Here is a 20442-nt window from a genome sequence, read left to right on the forward strand (position 1 = left end):
GTCCCCCTGCCCCCCGTACCGGACCGGCCGTCCCCCGACCAGGTGACGGCCGCGAAACGGGTCCTGGAGATGGTGCTGCACGACTTCCCCTGGGTCGCCCCCGCCGACAAAGCCAACTACCTGGCCATCCTCGTCTCCCCGATCCTGCGCCCCTACCTACGCGCGCTCACCCCGTTCTGGATGACCACCGCCACCACCGCATCGTCAGGAAAGTCACTGCTGGTCGACATGGTCGGCTCGATCTACGGCAAGCAGCAAAACCCCTGGCCCGGCGGCGAAGAGGAACTCCGCAAAGCCGTCCTGGCGGCACTACGCCGCCCCGAACCGCTGATCTGCTGGGACAACATCGCCGAAGGCACCCAGATCACCTCCGCCACCCTCGCCGGCCTCATCACCAGCGGCGAATGGTCCGACCGCGTCCTCGGCTCCTCCCGGTCGGAGAAACACGCCAACGACCGGCTCTGGGCCGTCACCGGCAACAACCTGCGCCTCGGCGGAGACATGGCCAGCCGCACCGTCGTGGTCCGCCTCGACCCCAACATGCCCAACCCCGAAGCCCGCCCCGACAGCTCCTTCCAAATCCCCAACCTCCAAGCCTGGCTCACCGAACCAACCAACCGCCAAGCCCTCCAGTGGAACCTCCTCGTGCTGGTCGCCGACTGGGTCGCCGCCGGCGCGCCACGCACCGCCCATCTCATGCGCCAGTTCAGCCCCTGGGCCCAGGCCGCCGGCGGCTTCGTCACCCACCACGGCCTACCCGGCTTCCTCGACAACACCGCCGACGTCGCCGAGATGGACGACCAGGCCGCCATGTGGCAGGCCTTCCTCACCCGCTGGGAACAGAAATTCGGCACCAACCACCTCACCTCCGCCGACCTACGCGCCAGCTTCGACCGCGACCCCGACGGCACCGACCCCTGGGACGGCACCATCCCCGACGCCCTCACCGAAGGCCGGCACTTCCCCTCCGCCCTGGAAGTCGGGAAACGGCTTCGCGGCCACGTCGGCCGCTGGTACGGCTCCTATGTCCTGCGCGCCGCTACGAACCGTCACAGCAAAGTCCGGCTCTGGTCCGTCGAAACCCGACAGGACACCCCATGACCGGCCAAGTTCTTCGTCTTTCTCGCCCCGCGTTCGTACCAGGAAGCCAACCACCCCCGCACCACCCGCAAACCCTCGAAACACCCTGTGCCGCAGCGCTTTTCACTGCGGGGGCCACCCCCGCACCACCCCCGCAACCGCGGGGGTGCGCCACCCGCAAGCTGCCGGACCTGCGGGTGATGCGGGTGGTGCGCGGGTGTCCTGCGGGGGTGCACCCCCGCAACAAAAACAGCAGGTCACAGGCCCTGTCTGCGGGGGGTGCGGGTGGTGCAGGAGTCGTCGACCCCTGCTCGGAAAACACGGCCCGAAAAAACATAGAACCCCCCGCCCGCGACCACCCGCCGGCAGTCACAGCGTGTGGCGGCCAGCGCGAGGGTGGTTGGCCTTCCCGCGGGGAACGGCGGCCACCGGCAACGCGGGCACCCCCGCCAACACACCCCCGCCGCACAGCCAAAGCGGCCCGGCGACCCGCCGACCAAGCAACCCGCCGGGACCGCACCCCGCTCGGTCAAACGGAACGAGGCATGGCAATCGTGACCCCTCCAGCAACAGGGCAAAACACCGACGGCGTGGTCTCTCCGGCGGTTTCCGCCGTGACGGCTACAACTCTCGATATGCGCCTGTACCGCATCCCGGAAGCCATGGAGAAGCTCTCCATGAGCAGGAGCATCATCTACCGGCTTCTTCGCAGCGGGCGGCTCCGATCCGTCAAGCAGGGCCGCACTCGCCTGATCCCGGCTGACGCCATCGGCGACTACATCGCGCTCCTGGAGCGGGAAGCCGAGGCTGCGCGATGACCGAAGCCAGCCCGCAGGAGAAGCCCCCGGGCAGATCTGCCGACAAGGCCAAGCGCCGGAGCCGTGGCGACGGCGGCCTGCACTGGGATGAACAGCGCCAGCGGTGGATCGCCTCGGTCACCGTCGGGTACACCCCGTCCGGGCGCAGGATCGTCAAGAAGGCCAGCGGCAGGACGAAGACGGCCGCCAAGGACAAGCTGAAGGAGATCCTGCGAGACCACGAAGACGGCTTCGCGATCGCACCGCACAACTACACCGTGAAGCAGGCCGTGACCGACTGGCTTGAGTTCGGCCTGATCGGCCGCGACCCGAGCACGATCACCACCTTGACCATCCTCGCCAACGAGCACGTGATCCCGGCGCTCGGTGCCAGGAAGCTCCGGGAACTCTCGGCCGATGACGTCGACCGGTGGCTTGCCGAGAAGGCGCGAAGCCTGAGCACGCGGACGCTGCGCGACATCCGGGCGCTCCTGCGCCGTGCTGTCGCCCGCGCCCAGGCTCGCGACAAGGTGAAGCGCAACGTCGTGTTGCTGTGCGGGGTACCGAAGGGGCAAGCGGGCCGCCCGTCGAAGGCGCTCACGCTCGACCAGGCCGAAGCCCTCCTCAACGCCGCTGAGGGGACGTCGATGTACGCCTACATCGTCCTGTCGCTGCTGCTGGGCGCACGGACCGAGGAACTGCGCGCCCTGACCTGGGATCACGTCGACCTCGACGGCAACCCGGACGCCAACCCGCCGATCCCGCCGCACATCATGGTGTGGCGGTCGGTGCGTGCGCACGGCGACACAAAAACCCGGAAGTCGCGGCGTACTCTCGCGCTGCCTCAGCGGTGCGTGGACGCGCTGAGGCTGCACCGCAAGCAGCAGGCCGACGGGGTCTCGCTCGTCTTCGCGTCGGCGGCCGGCACCGAGCTGGACGCGGCGAACGTCCGGCGCGCCTTCCGCCGAGTGGCCGCCAAGGCCGGCCTTGCGGCGAAGGAGTGGACGCCGCGGGAGCTGCGGCACAGCTTCGTGTCGCTGCTCTCGGACAGCGGCATGCCGCTGGAGCAGATTTCCCGCCTGGTCGGCCACAGCGGGACAGCGGTCACCGAGGCTGTCTACCGGAAACAGATCCGCCCGGTAATCGACGAAGGAGCAACGGCCATGGACCGGATCTTCCCTGTCCCGCCGCTGGAGGGATAGTCACTCAGTTTGTCACTCAGGGGCATGATCGCCAATTCGGATCATGCCCCTGACCTGGGTCGGGGTGGCGGGATTCGAACCCACGACCTCTTCGTCCCGAACGAAGCGCGCTACCAAGCTGCGCCACACCCCGCGACCGAGATGAAGCATACCCGACGGCTCAGTGGTCCGACGGGGTGGGGTCGCCGGCCGGTACCCCGGCCGGCACCAGGGTGAGCAGGGTCGCCTCCGGCCGGCAGCCGAGGCGCAGCGGCGCGAACGGGGACGTGCCCAGCCCGGACGACACGTGCAGCCAGGACGACCGCCCGTCGACCTCGTGACGGGACAGCCCGCGAACCCGGGCCCGGTCCAGCCCGCAGTTGGTCACGAGCGCCCCGACCCGGGGCAGCCGGATCTGACCCCCGTGCGTGTGCCCCGAAAGGGTGAGCCCCACCCCGTCCGCTGTGAACGCGTCGAGGACCCGCGGTTCCGGGGTGTGCGAAAGTCCCAACGCGAGCTCAACACCGGGCTCCGGGGGGCCGGTCACGACCGCGAGCTGGTCGCGGCGCAGCCGGGCGTCATCCACGCCACGCAGGTCGATCCGGCGACCGCCGACCTCGATGACCCCCCGCACGTTGGTCAGCTCGGTCCACCCGCTGGCGGCGGCGAGACCACTGGCGAAAGCCGCCCAGTCCAGCGGAGCGCCCCTGGGATGGGCCTCGTCGTCCCGCCGGAGGTAGCGGTGCGGGCTCTTCAGGGTCGGGACGAAGTAGTCGTTGTTCCCCGGTACGAAGACCCCGGGAAACGAGTAGAGCGGCTCCAGCGCGGCAAGCAGGGGATCCCGGGCGTCGGCCGCGGACAGCACGTCACCGGTCAGGGCGACCAGGTCGGGGACGAGCCGGGCCAGGTCCCCCAACCAGGCGAGCTTGCCGTACTGACGGGGGGTGACATGCAGGTCGGAGATGTGCAGCACGCGCAGGGGGCGCGCGCCGGCCAGCAGCACCGGGATCCGCACTCTCCGCAGGGTGTACGCCGTGCGCTCGTACAACCCGCCGTAGGCCGACACTAGCGCCCCCACGGCCGCGACACCCACGAGAGTCCTCGCCGCGGTGTGACGTGCGTTCATCGTCCCAGTCTCACCCACCGCGGGCGGTGACCTGCCGCCACCCGGCCCGGTTCCGCGCGCCGCGCCGCGCACCACCGGGCGCCCCGCACCACCGGGCGCCCCGCACCACCGGGCGCCCCGCACCACCGGGCGCCCCGCACCACCGGGCGCCCCGCCGACGGAACCGGCGTGACCACCCTGCCCGCAGACCATAGGCTCCGGTGGTTATGAGCACCCTCAAGGAACGTCTGCGCGCCGATCTGACCGTCGCGATGAAGTCCCGTGACGAGCTGCGGACGTCCACTCTGCGGCTGGCCCTGGCCGCGGTGAAGGATGCGGAGGTGGCCGGCAGCTCCGCGCGGGTCCTCGACGACACGGAGGTCTCGAAGGTCCTGACCCGCGAGGTGAAGAAGCGCCGGGAGGCGGCCGACGCCTACGCCGCGGCCGGTCGCGGCGACCAGGCGGACCGAGAGCGGGCCGAGGGCGAGGTGCTCGAGGAGTACCTGCCGAAGCAGCTTGGCGACGACGAACTGGCCACGATCATCGACCAGGTACTCGCGGGTCTGGATGTCAGCGGTCCACGAGCGATCGGTCCCGCCATGAAGTCCGTGCAGGCCGCGGTCGCCGGCCGGGCCGACGGCGGCCGGGTCGCCGCACTCGTGAAGGCCCGGTTGGCGGGCGGCTGAACGAGCCGCGTGGCCCGCGTGGGCCGGTCAGCGCAGCCGGCGCCTGCCCTGGCCCCGGCCATCCGTACCGTCCAACGGCCCCGAGCCGCCTGAAGCGTTCAGCTGCCGACGCAGGTCCGTGCCCGGCTGGCCGCCCCCGGCCGGTTGGCCGTCATTCGACTGGGCGAGCGCTCCGAAGCCGGGTAGCGCCGATCCACCCGGCAGGACGGCCGTGCCGGTCAGCCCCCCGGAGATCTGCAGGGTGACCTCGGTGTTGAGCGAGACCTCGCTGCCCGGGGCGGGCGACATCGCCACGACGGTGCCGGGGGGCGCCGGATGCGGGACCGGCTGCGACCTGACATGGAAGCCCAGCTGGACGAGCGTCTGCTCGGCGACCTGCTGCGGCTGCCCGACCACGTCCGGCAGTGCCTTCGTCGGCACCTCGGGTTGGGTGTCGTCCGGGGTCGGCAGCGGTTCGACCGGTAGCCCGAGGCCGGCGATCGTCCGGATCATCGTGCGGGACCACACCTGGGCGGGATATCCGCCACCGAAGACGTTACGACCCTTCACATTAGTCAGGGGATGCGACGTCGGTCCGCGCGGGTCCGCGAGGGTCACCGCCGCGGCGAGCTGGGGGATGTAACCCGCGAAGGAGGCGGTGCTGAACCCCTCCGCGGTGCCGGTCTTGCCGGCGGCCGGCCGGCCGATCTGCCCGTTCCCGCTGGCCGTCCCGTGGTTGATGACCCCCTGCAGCACGGCGCTGACCTTGTCCGCAATCTTCGGGTCAAGCGCCTGCTGGCAGGGAGCGCCGGTGTCGAAGGGAAGCGGCCGGTCCGTCCCGCCCACCCGCTGGGTGATCGCGAGCACGGCCCGCGCGTCGCACTTCCTGCCCCGCGCGGCCAACGTCGCGTAGGCGGTCGCCAGATCGAGGGTGCTGATCTCGTTGGATCCAAGGATGGAGGAGCCGTCGACCCGGCTGATCCCGTCCACCCCCCTGCATTCGGGATCGTTGTTGTTGTGCTGCCGGATCCGGCACGAGGTGACGCCCATACGGCGGGCCACCTCGGCCGTCTTCAGCACGCCCAGCTTCTCGGCGAGCTGGATGTAGTAGGTGTTGACCGATGACCAGGTTGCGGTCGTCAACGAGTAGAAACCGTCCTCGCTGGGATCGGCGTTGCCGTAGCAGTTCTTGCCCTGGGGATCCGGGTTCGGGAAGACCTTCGAGTGGTAGCAGAGGGGGGCGTGCAGCGTCGTGGAAAGCGGTAGTCCCGATTCGAGCGCGGAGATCAGAGTGAACACCTTGTAGGTCGATCCCGGGGAGAACGAGTCCTCGTCGACGGGATAAATCTCCTTGGTGTGGACGAAGTCCGTGGACAGGGCGGCGGGCTGTCCGTCCGCCGTCGGTCCGTAGACCCGGTTGATCGCCAGGGCGAGCACCTGGCCGGTGTTCGGCTGCACCATCGCGACGCTCGCAGCCACCCGGTTCCCGATCGGGATGACCTCGGTAGCGGCCGACTGCGCCGCCTGTTGCGCCACCGGGTCCAGCGTCGTTCTGATCGTGAGGCCGCCCTCGAACAGCAGTCTGCGCGCGTCCTCCTCCGTCGGGGCGAAGGATCTGTCGTTCAGCAGCCGCTGGCGCACGAGGGCGCAGAAGAACGGCGCGGTCGAGTCGGCGCAGGGATCGGCCGAGTGGGGCTGCCGGTTGAGCACCACCTCGCCATCGTGCGCCTGATGAAAGGCCGCCGCGTCGATGTGATGAAGTTCGAACATGCGGTCGAGGACCACGTTGCGCCGCTCCCGTGCCGCCTGCGGATGTATCGCCGGGTTGAAGGCGTTCGGGTTTTTCACCAGGCCGGCCAGCAGCGCGGCCTGCGGCAGGGTGAGCTTGTCGACGTCGACGTTGAAGTAGTGCTGCGCGGCTACCTGGACGCCGTACGCACCATCGCCGAAGTAGGCGATGTTGAGATAACGCTCGAGGATCTCGTCCTTGCTCAGATGGGCTTCGAGGTACAGCGCATAACGCGCCTCCCGAAGCTTGCGCTGGACGGTCTGCTCGGTCGCGGCCTTCTTCGCCTCAGCCGTCGTCGCGGACATCAGAAGAACGTTCTTGACGTACTGCTGGGTCAGGGTCGAGCCGCCCTGGGTGACCTCGCCGTTCTCCCGGTTGGTGAGATACGCCCGGACGAGACCCTTGTAATCCAGCCCGTCGTGCTCGTAGAACCGGGAATCCTCGATGTCGATGATCGCCTGACGCATCACCGGCGGAACGCGGCCCAGGGACACGACCTCACGGTCCTGCTCCCCGCGCAGCACGGCGAGGACGTTCCCCCGCGCGTCGAGGACGCGCGACGCCTGGGCCAGCGGGGGGACCGCCAGGTTGGCCGGCAGATCGAGGAAGTCGTCCGCGCCGCCCTTGACGGTCAGTCCGGCCGCTCCCACCACCGGCAGGGCCAGCATGCCGACGAGCACCCCCGCCACCACGCTGATCACGCCGGCGCCGAGCAGCCGCGTGGCCACGAACCCCAGCCGGCGGGCCGATGATGCGATGGGACGAGGCTTGGGCCGGTCGACGTCGCCGAAGCGGAGTTCGTCAGGCCCGTACGGGCGCCCCGATACACGGTCGCGGGCGGAATCCTCGAACCGCCCACGACCGGGCGTGGGGTGCCCAGGGGGCGCGGTCATCCAGGGACCTCCGTCCAGCCAGGCTGGGACACCCGTCGGAGCATACGGGCCAACATTTGATCAACAAGCGCCACCCCCGCCGCCCCGATTTCCACGAACGCCACAAGGCGGCGGCCCATCGCAGCCGATAATGCCGTGAGCTGGGACGCCGCGGTTCCAGCCCCGGCAGGCGACCCTGCCGGTCCCGGGCGCGCCCCGGACGACCGTGACAACCTCCACACCCACTGCCCCGCCGCCCACGCTCCATACCTCCACCTTCGGGCGTCATCGCGATTCCGGCCCCACAGTAGGGCAATCTCGTCAAAACGGAAACGAAGCGATGAAAAACCTACATTATTTCTGAGTCGATACCTCATTGTCACGCAACAGACATACGGAGGTCACAGACCGCACTACCATGGCGATCCGGATCAATGGCCCGGACTAGTCATTTGGACAACCACCCGTGTGGGGTCTGTGCCGTGGCCACGCCACTCCGTACGGTTTCGGGTCAACGCCACGTCACCACCCGCACGGGCCCCCTGACCCGGACTCGAGAAGAAAGGCAGGTGGCATGACCAGAAGCCTGACCTCCACCGTCAGCACGCCACGCCGTGCCAACACGACCCATCTCGTGGGTTCCGCCATCGACGGCGACTGGACGGCTCACGCCGCCTGTCGCGACCTCGACCCGGATGAGCTGTTCGTCCAGGGCGCCGCCCAGAACCGGGTGAAGACCCGGTGCTTCGGCTGCGCTGTCCGCACCGAGTGCCTCGCGGACGCTCTCGACAACCACGTCGAGTTCGGCGTCTGGGGGGGCATGACCGAACGGGAACGTCGCGCGCTGCTACGCCGCCGCCCAGACGTCACGTCCTGGCGGAAGCTGCTCACGGACGCCCAGGCCGACCACAGATCGGCCTCCGCCGGCTGATTCAGCGGTGGTCCGACCAGTCCCCAAGGCCGATCGGATCCTTCGCCGGCTATCCCCCGCCCGAGGACAACGTCGTCCCGGTCCGGGATCACGCACATCCGCTGCCGACCACGTTCTCTCACTCGGATGAACCGGGCTCACTGATCAAGCTGATCAAGCGGTCCGATCCAGCCGTTCGTCACGCGCAAGCGCATCGCCGATCTCCCGCAGTCCGACGAGATCGTGCACGTCTTCCGACAACGCCTCCACCTCCACTATCGGGGTGTCGGGGTGGGCGCTGGTGAACCGCTCCCGCAGCCGCGCCTCCCGGCTCGCCAACCGGACCCGATCGGCGTGGATACGCAGCACCGCGGCGGCAAGCGGATGCTCCCCATGCTCCTCGAGGTTCTCGGCGGCGGCAAGGCTGCGCTCGATGTTGAGCGCCTCGGCATCGCTGTGGTGCATCCGGTTCACGACCAGTCCGGCGAGGGGCATCCCCTCCGCATCGAGCCGATCGACGAAGTAGGACGCCTCCCGTAGCGCCGCGGCCTCGGGCGCTGCGACCACGATGAACGAGGTGCCGGGATCGCCGAGCAGGCGGTAGGTCTCCTCCGCCCGCGCCCGGAAGCCACCGAACATCGTCTCCAGCGCCGCCACGAACTGGCTGACGTCGGTCAGCAGCTGGGCGCCGAGCACCTTGGTGAGGACTCGGGTGAACACGCCGAGGCCGGCGCCGAGCACCTTCACGTACGCCCGCCCGCCGGCCTTCGCCGGCGCGAGCAACAGTCGTAGCAGCCTTCCATCGAGGAAGGCCCCGAGCCTCGTCGGAGCATCGAGGAAGTCCAGCGCCGACCGGGTCGGGGGCGTATCGACCACGATCAGATCCCATGTGCCGGTGGCGTCGAGCTGGCCGAGCTTCTCCATCGCCATGTACTCCTGGGTGCCGGCGAAGGAGGACGACAGCGACTGGTAGAAGGGGTTGGCAAGGAGGGCCTCGGCCCGCTCGGAGGCGCTGTGCGCCAGGACGATCTCGTCGAACGTCCGCTTCATGTCCAGCATCATCGCGTCGAGACGACCACCGGCGGCACCGTCGACCCCGACCACCTCGCGTGGGGTGTTGTCGAGCGCGGTCAGGCCCAGGGCCTGGGCGAGCCGCCGCGCCGGGTCGATCGTCAGGACGACGACGTCGCGCCCGCGCTCGGCCGCCCGCAGCGCGAGCGCCGCGGCCATGGTCGTCTTGCCGACCCCACCCGAGCCACAGCAGACCACGATCCGTTCCGTGTCGAGCATCGCGTCGACGTCGAGCAGTGGCACGCCGGCCGGATGCGGACGCGTCCGGCGCGCTCCCACCCCGCCGCGACGCGCCGCCGGCTGCCGGACGCTCCCCGCTGCCGGCCTTCGCCGCCCGGCGGACGGCGCCCCGGGTTCCCGCCGTGGTGCACCGGGTGACGGGCGCGCGGGGCTCATGCCACCATCTGCTGCGCCCGCAGCATCTCCGCGAACCGGTAGACGGTGCCGAGGTCGACGCCATCCGCGACCAGCGGCACCTCATACACGGGACGACCGAGCCCGGCAATCTCCGCACGCTCAGCCGCCTCCAGCGCGACGCGATCGGCGTGCTGGGCCGCCTCCCAGGCCAGCGCCTCGACCAGCTCAGGGGTGGGCTCCATCCCAGCCTCCTTGATCCCGGCGGCAATCTCCTCCCGGTCCAGCTCCCCGCGCCGGGCCAGACGGGACTCCTTCGCGCGCAGCAGGGGTGGGCGGGTCATGTTGACCACCACACCGCCGAGCGGCAGGCCGGCGCGGGTCAGCTCGGCCACGCCGTCCACCGTCTCCTGCACCGGCATCTCCTCGAGGAGGGTGACCAGATGCACGGCGGCCCGATCGGGCGCCAGCACGGCCATCACGCTGTCGGCCTGGGCCCGGATCGGCCCGACCTTGGCCAGCCCCGCCACCTCCGCGGTGACATTGAGAAACCGGGTGATCCGGCCGGTGGGCGGCGCGTCGAGCACCACCGCGTCGTAGGCCAGCCCTCCCGGGCGGGTGGCGTCGGGCCGGTTGACCGCCTCCTTGACCTTGCCGGTGAGCAGCACGTCGCGAACCCCGGGAGCGATGGTCGTGGCGAAGTCCACCGCGCCGATCCTGTCCAGGGCCCTCCCGGCCCGCCGCAGGTTGTAGAACATCTCCAGATACTCCAGCAGGGCCTCATCCGCGTCGATCGCCAACGCGAACACCTCCCCGCCGCCGGGGGCGCTGGCCACCTTGCGCTCCCGGTAGGGCAACGGAGGGGTGTCGAACAGCTGCGCGATCTGCTGCCGACCCTCGACCTCGGTGAGCAGGACTCGACGACCACCGCTCGCAAGCGCCACGGCCAGCGCGCCGGCCACGGTCGTCTTGCCGGTCCCGCCCTTGCCGGTGACGATGTGCAACCGCCGTTCCCACGGACCGGCCACCTCACCGCTCGCTTCCTTGGTCACGGTGTTCTCGCTGTCGATCACAGCGTTCTCGCTGTCGGTCACGGTGTTCTCGCCGTTCACAAGCTTGACCGTACCCGCGTGCGCGGTCCCCACCACGGTGGTGAGCCGGGAGAAAACCCGCGGCGCGCCGCGGGGCGAGCCAAGGTAGGGGATGTGGGGAGAGGTGACCGGAACGATGCGGCGGCGAAGGCTCGGGCCCGATGACACGGGTGTCCGGAACCGTCGGCGCGATGCTCTAAGGTCCGGTGTCATGCAGACGAAGTGGGAGTACGTGACGGCGCCGGTACTGATCCACGCCACCAAGCAGATTCTCGACAACTGGGGTGAGGACGGCTGGGAGCTGGTCCAGATCGTTCCCGGTCCCAACCCCGAGAGCCTCGTCGCCTACTTCAAGCGTCCCAGGAGTCAGTCCTGACATGGCCGCACCGAGCGAACGCCTGGCGGCGCTGGGCCTGACGCTGCCGCCGGTCCCGACCCCGGCCGGCGCCTACCTCCCCGCGGTCCGGGCGGGCAGCCTGATCTGGACGGCCGGTCAGCTTCCGCTGGTGGACGGCCGGCTGGCCCGCACCGGCCTGGTGGGCGCGGGCGCCGAGGTAACCGTCGAGCAGGCCGCGGAGCTCGCCCGGACGGCCGCGCTCAACGCGCTGGCGGCGGCGGCGTCGGTGGCCGGCGGGCTCGACGGGATCACCCGGATCATCAAGGTGGTTGGATTCGTCGCGAGCGCCCCCGGCTTCACCGGCCAGCCAACGGTCGTCAACGGGGCGAGTGAGCTGCTCGCGGCGGTCTTCGGCGAGGCCGGTCAGCATGCCCGTTCGGCCGTCGGCGTCTCGGCGCTGCCGCTGGGCGCACCGGTCGAGATCGAACTGGTGCTCGGGGGGTAGGCCAGTCCCGCCGGTGCCGGCCTCGGGGTTGCGGCGGCGCGCCGCGGCCAACAGGACAAACAAACCCCGCCTCGCCACCAACGGCTCTAGCATCTGGGCAATGGTCGACCACAAGGCTGCCCTGATCGCTCGGCTGCGCTGGTCCCCGGCCGACGGAGGCCGCCGCGACGGGGTGACGGCGCGCCATCCGTCCGCGCCGCCCGCAGCGGTGCGCGACGCCTCGACGGTCGTGCTGCTGCGCGACGTGCCGGGTAACCAGGGGATCGAGGCCTACCTGCTGCGCCGGGCTGCGACCATGGCATTCGCCGGTGGGATGTACGCATTCCCAGGTGGACGAGTAGATCCGGCCGATATGGGGCCAGACGTGCCCTGGGCGGGTCCATCGGTCGCCGAGGTCATGCACGCGCTCGACGCCGATCCCGCACTCGCCCGCGCGCTCGTCTGTGCGGCCGTACGGGAGACCTTCGAGGAGTGCGGGATCCTGCTGGCCGGCGCGGTGGCGGGCGAGGACGGCCGGCTCGGCGGCGGCCCGGAGGCGCTCAGCGATCAGGTCCGGGCCGCCGAGCGCCTCGCCCTGGAACGGCACGAGCTCGGCCTGAGCGCCCTGCTCCGCAAATACTCCCTCGTGCTGCGGGCCGATCTCCTCGCGCCCTGGGCCAGATGGGTGACTCCCGAGATCGAGCCGCAACGGTACGACACCAGGTTCTTCGTCGCGGCGCTTCCCACCGGCCAGCATCCCGGCCAACCCTCCAGCGAGGCGGACCGGATGCAGTGGATGCGCCCTGCGGACGCCCTCGAACGCCATACGGCCGGGACCATGGACATGCTGCCACCCACCGCGTTTACCCTCGCCGAACTATCCGAATACGCCGACGTCGCGGCGGTGCTGGCCGCCGCCCACGCCCGCGACCTGTCGCCGATCATGCCGAGGATTCTGGTCAGCGGCGGCGAAGCACGCCTCCTGCTGCCGCATGACGAGGCGTACGACGACCCGGGAAACCATGACGACCTGCGGGATGCGGGCCCCACCGACCGGGCGCGGCAATAGCCATGGCCGTGCCCCGACAGATCACTCCCCTGGCCGCCGTGCTTCTCGCTCCGAATCCGGGCCCGATGACGCTCGACGGCACCAACACCTGGATCCTGCGCGCCGCCGGCGAGGAGGGGTGTGTGGTCGTGGACCCCGGCCCGGACCACGCCGGACATCTGGCGGCGGTCGCGGCGGCCGGCCGCGTCGATCTGATTCTGCTGACCCACGGCCATGTCGACCACAGTGCCGGCGCGGCCACGTTGCACGATCTCACCGGTGCCCAGGTCCGGGCGCTCGACCCCGTCTTCCGGCTGGGATCGGAGGGGCTCACGGCCGGCGATGTGATCGCCACGGCCGGCGTCGAGCTCCGGGTCCTTCCCACCCCGGGGCACACCGCCGACTCGTTGTCGTTCCTTCTACTCGGGGAAGACAAGCCACCCGGGGAAGACAAGCCACCCGGCGGAGACAAGCACTCCGCGGATTGCCGGGACCGGGCGGAGTCGGGCCCGACCTCCGGCAATCTCCCCCCCGGTCCGGCGGTGCTGACCGGAGACACGATTCTCGGGCGTGGCAGTACCGTGGTCGCTCACCCGGACGGCCGTCTCGGTGACTACCTGGACAGCCTGCGGCTGCTGCGGGAACTCGGCGAGACCACCGTGCTGCCCGGCCACGGCCCCGAACTGCCCGCGGCTGGCCGCGCGGCCGAGCGCTACCTGGCTCACCGCCACAACCGACTCGACCAGGTGCGGCGTGCTCTGGTGGACGCCGGGGTCGACGCCGCGGAGGCGGACGCAGCCGACGTGGTCCGCCGGGTCTACGCGGACGTCGACCGCGCCCTGTGGTTCGCGGCGGAACTGTCGGTCCGCGCCCAGCTGACCTATCTGCGGGAGCATCCCGACGGAGCCTGATCAGCCCAGCCGACCAGCCGATGGCGAGCGGTACGTCCGTGGCAGCGGTAGCCGGACGGCCGCCTCACACCACCGAGAGGTTCCGGGGAGGCCACTAAGAGATACCGGGCCGATATCACGCAGCGGTATCGCAGCAGCATCGACGTGGCTGCGGTCGGTCATCCGACAAGACGGGATTCGAGGAAGGAGACCCAGGCCACTAAACTCTGGCACGGAGGGAACCGCCCGTGCGCAGGATGACGATTTCGACCAGCCGAAAACCGGGCGACCGGTTCGGCCCCCTACCCACCGGCCACCCGGACGGGAGGCCCCAGGCATGGTGATCACAGCTCCGCACACGGGCCCGCTACGGTGCCCCCGGTGCAGCTCGGCGGCCGTTCCGGGCGGACGATTCTGCTACCACTGCGGCTTGGAGTTCACCTCGGTCGAGAGTCCCGCGGTGGATGCTTCCGAGCGCCGGGTCGTCACCGTTCTGTTCGGTGATCTGTCCGACTTCACCGCCTGGGCGGAGGATCGCGATCCGGAACGCGTCGGGGAGATGACCGATCGGGTCCTCGCCGCCCTCGCCCACGAGATCGACGAGGTCGGCGGCCGCGTCGACAACCTTACCGGTGACGGCATCATGGCCGTCTTCGGGGCTCCCACCGCCCATGAGGACGACCCTGAACGTGCCGTTCGGGCCGCCGCCGCGATGCAGGAGACCGTTCGTCGGCTGGTGCTCACCTCCACGGGGGGTGACGATGACGGCCGGCTCGGCCTGCGGGTGGGCGTCAACACCGGCGAGGTCCTCGCGGGGGTGCAGGCCGCGCTCTCCTACACCGTGATCGGCGATACCGTGAACACCGCCGCCCGGTTGTCGGCCGCCGCCACGATCGGCACCGTCTACGCCGGTCGGGAGACCGCGCTCGCCACCCGGTCCGTGGCCACCTGGCGAGAGCTGCCCGACCTGGTCCTCAAGGGCAAGCGGGAGCCCGTCCCAGCCTATGAGCTGGTGAGCCTGCGCCCGTCGAACGTCGCCCGCCCCGGACTCGCCGACGACGCCATGTTCCTCGGCCGGGACGCCGAGCTCGCCTCGCTGACCGATCTGTTCGACCTGGTCGTCGCCAACCAGTCACCCGAGGTGGCACTGATCACCGGGGAGGCCGGGATCGGCAAGACCCGCTTGGCCATCGAGCTCGCCTGTCGGGCGGAGCGGACCCCCGGCACGACGGTGCTCTGGGGACGGACGGTCCGGCACGGTGACGGCCGCGGGCTGGCGCCCCTGGTCGACGTCGTTCGCAACGCGTGCGGGGTGACCGACGGTGACTCCCTCGACCGGGTGGCCAACCGCGTCCGGCGAACTGTGGCGGGGCTGGCGCATCCGCACAGCGGTGCCCGGCTGCCACCCGGCATCGCCGACCGGCTGCTGCTGCTGCTCGGCGTTCCGCTCGACCGGCGGCCCGCCGTCGCCACCGCGGCGGCTCCGGGGGATCCGGCAGCCCGGGCCTCGCACATCGCGGAGGCCGAGCAGCGGTCCGTCGACGCGACGGTGGACGCGGTCGCCCTGCTCCTCGGCGCGCTCGCGTCCTCCGGGCCCATCCTGGTCATGATCGACGATCTGGAATGGGCGACCAGCCAGCTCAGCGACGCGATGAGCCGGCTGGCCTCGGCGTTGTCCGGGCCGATTCTGCTTGTGCTGCTGGACCGGACGGGTCCACGACTCGCCGAACTGCCCCACATCCATCGCATCGCCCTGCAACCGCTGAGCCTCGAGGCCTCCAGCCGCCTGTTGCAGGATCATCTCGGCGGGGTGCAGCTGGAGCCCCGCGGCCGGGCCGATCTGCTCTCCCGGGTGCATGGCAATCCCTTCTTCCTGGTGGAGCTGCTCAACCTGCTGATCGACCGCGGAATGCTGCACCAGTCGGCCGAGACGACCAATGGGGAGTGGCCGGGCTGGGTCCTCGAGGGCTCCCTGACGGAGGCGACTCTTCCCGCCGGGGTGCAGTCGGTGTTGGCCGCCCGCATCGACGATCTCGACCCGGTGGCCAAGGCGGTACTGCGCGCGGCGGCGGTGCTCGGCCCGCGGTTTCCCGCCGAGGCGCTGCCGGTGGTCGACGAACGGCCCGCCGAGGAGGTCACCCGCGCGCTGCGGGTACTGACCGAGCGCCAGCTCGTCCGGCCGCCCCGGGCGACGGAGACGAGGTGGCGGTTCGTCCATCCCATGGCCCGCGACGCCGCCTACGCCGGGCTACCCAAGGTCGAGCGGGCCCGTCGGCATGCCACGGCGGCGCGCTGGGGGGTGACAGCGATGGTCGGCAGCTCGCGGGCCGTCTCCACCTTCGTTGCGAACCACGCCCTGCGGGCCTATGACCTGGCCGCATCGATGAACCTTCCCGCCACCGATCCGGCCTGGTCGTCCCGGATGTCCGGGTTCCATGCACATGTCCGGCTGGCGCGCGAGGCGCTAGCCCGAGACGATCATCGAGCCGCCGCCGACCTGCTGGCCAACGCGCGCCGTCTGGGCCGCGGCATCATCGACACGAACGAGGACAACGTCGTGCGGGTGCTGCACGCCGAGGCCCTGGTCGCGCTGCGCCAGCTCGATGAGGCCGAACGCACGCTACGCCCCGCGCTACGCACCGACGCACCCGTCCGACGGGCCGCCGCCTTCTCCGTGCTCGGCGAGCTGCGCCAGAAGCAGGGACGCGCCGAGGAGGCGGCGCAGTGCCTGCTCACCGCCCTGAAATCGGCCCAACAGGCCGGTGACGACCGTGCGGAGGCCGCCGCGTTGCGCCGGCTGGGCATGCTTGAATACAACGCTGGCCGTATCGACGCGGCGGAGGAACGCTACCGCGAGGCCCTCGCGATCGCCCGCCAGGTCGACGACCCCCGCGGGGTCGGTTGGGCGTTGCAGCACCTGGCCTGGAGCGCCACCACCCGGGGGGACTATCCCCGCGCCGAGCGGACGCTGCGCGAGGCGTCCGCGGTGTTCGACCGGCTCGAGGACACCGGCGGCCTCGGCTGGTGCCGGGGCACGGAGGCGCTGGTGCTGCTGCTGTCCGGGCAGCTCACCCGGGCCCGCAAACTCACCCGCGAACTGATCGAGCTAGCCAGTTCCGTGGGCGAGCAGTGGGGGATGGCCGTCTGCCTCACCATCGACGCGATAGCGGCCGCCGAGCTGGGCGACATCGCCACCGCCGAGGCCCACGCGGAGCGGGCCGCTGAGCTGTTCACCAGCATCGGCGACGCGTGGGGAACAATGCTGACCCTGGTCGCCCGTGGGCTGGCGGCCCGTGGCACCGGCGAATCGGCCCGCGGGGCGGAGTACCTGGAACAGGCGTGTGCCGAGGCGGCCGCCCGCGGACACGTCGTCGTCGGCGCGCTGGCCCGGGTGCTGCTCGGGCTGACCTGGCTCGACGCCGGCGAAGTGGACAAGGCTGGGCAGGCCGCCGAGATCGCGCAGGCGGACCTCGCGCAGCTGGAGCTGCGCCCGCATGCCCAGCTCGGGGCAAAGGTACTGGTCGCGCAGATCGCCCGGGCCCGCGGGCGGCTCGATGAGGCGACCGAGCTGTTGCGGGAGGCGTTGTCGGCAAGCGAACCGGCAACCCTGATGTTCCCCCGCCGGCAGGCGTACGCCCATCTCGCCGGCATCCTGTTGGATGCCGGGCAGCCCACCCAGGCTCTCACCGTGGCCCGGCGCGCGGTCAACGTGGATGCCGAGGACGTACGCGCCCAGGTGCTCGGTTACCGCGCGCTCGGCACCGCGCTGGTGGCCAACGGCGATCTGGAAGGCGGTCGTGCCGCCTATCTGCGGGCGCTGGCGGCCGCGACCGCCACGGGGGCTGTCAGCGAGGCGCCGCAGACCCGCAGGCTGCTGGCGAGACTGCCGGTCAGCGAGGCCGCCGACGGCGCGACCATCACCCCCGCGGGCCTGGCCGGGACGGCCGGATGAACCGCTGGAGCGGTCACCTCCCGTGGCCGGGCCTTGCGCGCGTCAACCGGCGCTCGAGGCCCCGGCGGGACCTCGAGCCTTTCGCCGGTCGCCGGTCGCCGGTCTCAGCGTGCGCGGCGGGAAAGGCGTTCGCGATCGAGCAGCACGACCGCACGGGAGTCCAGGCGCAGCCAGCCCCGGGTGGCGAAGTCGGCGAGCGCCTTGTTCACCGTCTCCCGGGACGCGCCCACCAGCTGGGCCAGTTCCTCCTGCGTGAGCCCGTGCTCGACACGGACACCGGCGGCCTCGTTGCCGGGCTGTGCCGGCTCGCCGAAGCGTTCCGCCAAGTCGAGGAGGGCTTTCGCCACTCGCCCCGGCACATCCGTGAACACCATGTCGGCAACGTTGTCGTTGGTACGCCGCAACCGGCGGGCCAGCTCCCGCAGGAGCATCGCGCCCGCCTCCGGGCGTGATCGCAGCCAGGGACGCAACGCGGTATGTTCCAGCAACAGCAACGATGCATCCGTGACTGCCGTAGCGGTAGCCGTGCGTGGGCCGGGGTCGAACAACGACAGCTCCCCGAACAAGTCTCCGGGACCCATCACGGACAGCAGGTTTTCCCGGCCGTCGGCCGACTGACGTCCTATCTTCACCTTTCCGGACAGGACGATGAAGACCCGGTCCCCGACATCTCCTTCGCGGAACAGCACGTCCCCACGGGTGACATCCTGCCGATCAAGATGGTCGGAGAGGGCCATTCGGTCCTGCTCGGACAGCCCTACGAACAGTGGTACACGGGCAAGCAGATCCTCCACAGTCCTGAGCATGCCAGGACTATCGGCAGAGAGCACGGCCAGGGACCCCCAGATGGCTCCGACAGGCCGATCGACAGGGCTCCGACGGGCCGATCGGCACGGCCCGGCCTGGACCCGACGGGCCGATCGGCACGGCCCAGCCCCGCGCGGTCAGGCGGCTCGATGCTTGCCCGGCGGCGGTCGGCGCAGGCGCCGCCGGTAGCGCTCCAACGCGGCGGGGAGGCCCTGATTGACGAAGGTGCTGACCTCGTCCGGCCGGGCGTTGTCGAGGAAGCCCTCGAGGCCCTTACCGGTGTCGGCGGCATTCAACGGACGTTCCACCCGTTCCATCGCCAGCAGAAGGCCGAGAAGCAGCAGGGGAAAGGTGACCGCAGCAATGACAAACATGACCTCTCCATGGTGGCCGACCGGCGACCATCGCATGCGACCGGGGGTGGGTGTGTCGCGCATTGGCCACCTGGCCGGGGCCCGTTCGGACCACCCGGCAGCGGCGCCGGACGGGCGGATCGACCGGCAGATACGCTGCCAGACATGCCCGCAACCGTCGACGCCGCGGCCGAGACCCCGCTCGCGAAGACCCGGCGGGCTCGCCGGATAGTGCGTCTGCTGGGCGATATCCATCCCGACGCCCGCATCGCGTTGCACTTCGACAACGCTCTCGAACTGCTGGTTGCCACCGTCTTGTCGGCCCAGTGCACCGACAAGAAGGTCAACGAGGTCACTCCCGGAGTGTTCGCCCGTTATCGGACCGCAGCTGACTATGCGGGCGCGGAGCGCGCCGAACTCGAGGACATGCTGCGGCCGACCGGGTTCTTCCGTGCCAAGGCGAACTCGCTGATCGGCATCGGCGCGGCCCTGACCGAACACTTCGACGGTGAGGTTCCACGGTCGCTGGCGGCCCTGGTGACCTTGCCGGGCGTCGGTCGCAAGACGGCGAACGTCGTGCTCGGGCATGCGTTCGACGTTCCCGGAATCACCGTCGACACCCACGTCGGGCGGCTGTCCCGCCGCTTTGGGCTGACCACTCAGACCGACCCCGTCAAGGTCGAGTCGGACCTGGCGGCGCTCATCGAACAGCGGGACTGGACCATCGCCTCCGATCGCATGATCTTTCATGGGCGACGGATCTGTCACTCGCGCCGCCCGGCCTGCGGCGCCTGCGGGCTGGCCCGGCTGTGCCCGTCCTTCGGGCTCGGCCCCACCGAGCCTGCCGAGGCGGCCCGGCTGGTCCGGGGAACACGCAGCGACGTCGAAACCCTGCGATGACCGAGCTGCCAGCCAACGCCGACGGCGCCTTCGACACTGACGGGACCACCGTCCCCCCGCCCCCGGCCTGGCTGCGCGCTCTGGCGGAGAAGGCCGGGCAGGCCCTCGTGACCAGCCGGACCCATCCGGGTCATGCGGGCGCGGATGCTCGACCGGCCGCCGTACTCATCCTGTTCGGTGATGATGGCCCGGAGGGGCCGGACATCCTCCTGCTCGAACGGGCGGCCGAGCTGCGCAGCCATGCCAGCCAGCCCGCATTCCCCGGTGGCGCCACCGACGCGACGGACGAGTCGCGGGTGCACACGGCGCTACGCGAAGCCGAGGAGGAGGTAGGGCTCGACCCCGCGGGGGTCGAGGTGCTCGCCGTCGCATCCCCGCTCTACCTGCACGCCAGTCGTTATCTCGTGACCCCGGTGATCGGCTGGTGGCATACTCCGTGCGCGGTCGTACCCGTCGATCCCGCCGAGACGTCGTCGGTCACCCGGGTGCCACTCGCGGAGCTGGCCGACCCGGCCAACCGGGTCATGCTGCGCCACCGCACCGGCCTCGCCGGACCCGCCTTCCGGGTCCGCGGCATGCTGGTGTGGGGCTTCACCGCGGGCATCCTCGATGTTCTTCTCCGTCTCGGCGAGTGGGAACTGCCGTGGAACGACACCGAGCTCATCGACTGCCCGGTCGCGCGGGCCACGACCAGCGGGACCCCGGTCGTGCCCGCACAGACAACCAGCCCACCGGCACCGCCCCACCCACCGGCAC

At 70.8% G+C, this 20442-nt stretch carries 18 protein-coding genes and 1 tRNA gene; 12 read left to right on the forward strand and 7 right to left on the reverse strand.

Features of this window, described 5'->3' with window-relative positions:
• The 3 genes from AC08OO_RS15745 to AC08OO_RS15755 all read left to right on the forward strand — a co-directional run.
• The coding region (locus AC08OO_RS15745) for a hypothetical protein (protein WP_476618696.1) at positions 1-1101 on the forward strand (1101 nt) is incomplete at its 5' end.
• 524 nt (positions 1102-1625) lie between these two features.
• Positions 1626-1898, forward strand: a complete 273-nt coding sequence (locus tag AC08OO_RS15750) for a helix-turn-helix domain-containing protein (RefSeq protein ID WP_476610479.1) — start codon at positions 1626-1628, stop codon at positions 1896-1898.
• Entirely contained in the window at positions 1895-3079 is a 1185-nt protein-coding gene (locus tag AC08OO_RS15755) for a site-specific integrase (protein WP_476610478.1), read from the forward strand. Before AC08OO_RS15750 ends, AC08OO_RS15755 begins: the two co-directional genes overlap by 4 nt.
• Before the next feature lie 59 nt (positions 3080-3138).
• On the opposite strand, the gene AC08OO_RS15760 is transcribed toward AC08OO_RS15755, so the two are convergent.
• Together AC08OO_RS15760 and AC08OO_RS15765 are read right to left on the reverse strand one after the other, a co-directional pair.
• Positions 3139-3212 (reverse strand) — tRNA-Pro (locus tag AC08OO_RS15760).
• 27 nt (positions 3213-3239) lie between these two features.
• Positions 3240-4184: a metallophosphoesterase gene (locus tag AC08OO_RS15765; RefSeq protein ID WP_476610477.1), complete on the reverse strand. Its 945-nt coding sequence runs from the start codon at positions 4182-4184 to the stop codon at positions 3240-3242.
• 206 nt (positions 4185-4390) lie between these two features.
• Between AC08OO_RS15765 and AC08OO_RS15770 the strand changes: the two genes are divergently transcribed.
• A complete protein-coding gene (locus AC08OO_RS15770; RefSeq protein WP_476610483.1) occupies positions 4391-4849 on the forward strand; it encodes a GatB/YqeY domain-containing protein in 459 nt (152 codons plus the stop codon).
• Between the two features lie 27 nt (positions 4850-4876).
• Here the strand turns inward: AC08OO_RS15770 and AC08OO_RS15775 are convergent, their stop codons facing one another.
• On the reverse strand, positions 4877-7510 hold the full coding sequence (locus tag AC08OO_RS15775; RefSeq protein WP_476610476.1) for a penicillin-binding protein: 2634 nt from the start codon (positions 7508-7510) through the stop codon (positions 4877-4879).
• A 553-nt stretch (positions 7511-8063) separates the two neighbouring features.
• Here AC08OO_RS15775 and AC08OO_RS15780 point away from each other — a divergent pair.
• Positions 8064-8420 (forward strand): WhiB family transcriptional regulator, encoded by a 357-nt coding sequence (locus AC08OO_RS15780; RefSeq protein WP_476610475.1) that lies wholly within the window; start codon positions 8064-8066, stop codon positions 8418-8420.
• Between the two features lie 153 nt (positions 8421-8573).
• Here the strand turns inward: AC08OO_RS15780 and bagB are convergent, their stop codons facing one another.
• On the reverse strand, positions 8574-9713 hold the full coding sequence (bagB, locus tag AC08OO_RS15785) for an ATPase BagB (RefSeq protein WP_476610474.1): 1140 nt from the start codon (positions 9711-9713) through the stop codon (positions 8574-8576).
• 149 nt (positions 9714-9862) lie between these two features.
• Positions 9863-10897 carry an ATPase BagA gene (gene bagA / locus AC08OO_RS15790; protein ID WP_476610482.1) on the reverse strand — a complete coding sequence of 345 codons (1035 nt, stop codon included), beginning with the start codon at positions 10895-10897 and terminating at the stop codon, positions 9863-9865.
• 229 nt (positions 10898-11126) lie between these two features.
• Between bagA and AC08OO_RS15795 the strand changes: the two genes are divergently transcribed.
• The 5 genes from AC08OO_RS15795 to AC08OO_RS15815 all read left to right on the forward strand — a co-directional run bounded on the left by AC08OO_RS15795 (position 11127) and on the right by AC08OO_RS15815 (position 17626).
• The gene (locus AC08OO_RS15795) at positions 11127-11291 is read left to right on the forward strand and encodes a DUF4177 domain-containing protein (protein WP_023840716.1); all 165 of its coding nucleotides are present in this window, start codon (positions 11127-11129) and stop codon (positions 11289-11291) included.
• A gap of 1 nt (position 11292) precedes the next feature.
• Complete coding sequence (locus AC08OO_RS15800; RefSeq protein WP_476610473.1) at positions 11293-11757, forward strand: RidA family protein; 465 nt, start codon at positions 11293-11295, stop codon at positions 11755-11757.
• 100 nt (positions 11758-11857) lie between these two features.
• Entirely contained in the window at positions 11858-12805 is a 948-nt protein-coding gene (locus tag AC08OO_RS15805; RefSeq protein WP_476610472.1) for an NUDIX hydrolase, read from the forward strand.
• 2 nt (positions 12806-12807) lie between these two features.
• Positions 12808-13695, forward strand: a complete 888-nt coding sequence (locus AC08OO_RS15810) for an MBL fold metallo-hydrolase (RefSeq protein WP_476610471.1) — start codon at positions 12808-12810, stop codon at positions 13693-13695.
• A 316-nt stretch (positions 13696-14011) separates the two neighbouring features.
• A complete protein-coding gene (locus AC08OO_RS15815; protein ID WP_476610470.1) occupies positions 14012-17626 on the forward strand; it encodes a tetratricopeptide repeat protein in 3615 nt (1204 codons plus the stop codon).
• Positions 17627-17730: 104 nt separating this feature from the next.
• On the opposite strand, the gene AC08OO_RS15820 is transcribed toward AC08OO_RS15815, so the two are convergent.
• Both AC08OO_RS15820 and AC08OO_RS15825 read right to left on the reverse strand, forming a co-directional pair.
• The gene (locus tag AC08OO_RS15820) at positions 17731-18432 is read right to left on the reverse strand and encodes a Crp/Fnr family transcriptional regulator (RefSeq protein WP_023840718.1); all 702 of its coding nucleotides are present in this window, start codon (positions 18430-18432) and stop codon (positions 17731-17733) included.
• A gap of 138 nt (positions 18433-18570) precedes the next feature.
• Positions 18571-18807, reverse strand: a complete 237-nt coding sequence (locus AC08OO_RS15825) for a hypothetical protein (RefSeq protein ID WP_023840719.1) — start codon at positions 18805-18807, stop codon at positions 18571-18573.
• A gap of 144 nt (positions 18808-18951) precedes the next feature.
• Here AC08OO_RS15825 and nth point away from each other — a divergent pair, with 144 nt between their 5' ends.
• Entirely contained in the window at positions 18952-19686 is a 735-nt protein-coding gene (gene nth, locus AC08OO_RS15830; RefSeq protein WP_476610469.1) for an endonuclease III, read from the forward strand.
• On the forward strand, positions 19683-20442 hold a 760-nt coding region (locus AC08OO_RS15835), incomplete at its 3' end, for an NUDIX hydrolase (RefSeq protein WP_476618697.1). The genes nth and AC08OO_RS15835, both read left to right, overlap by 4 nt.

Source organism: Frankia sp. CeCAU1 (assembly GCF_977971845.1).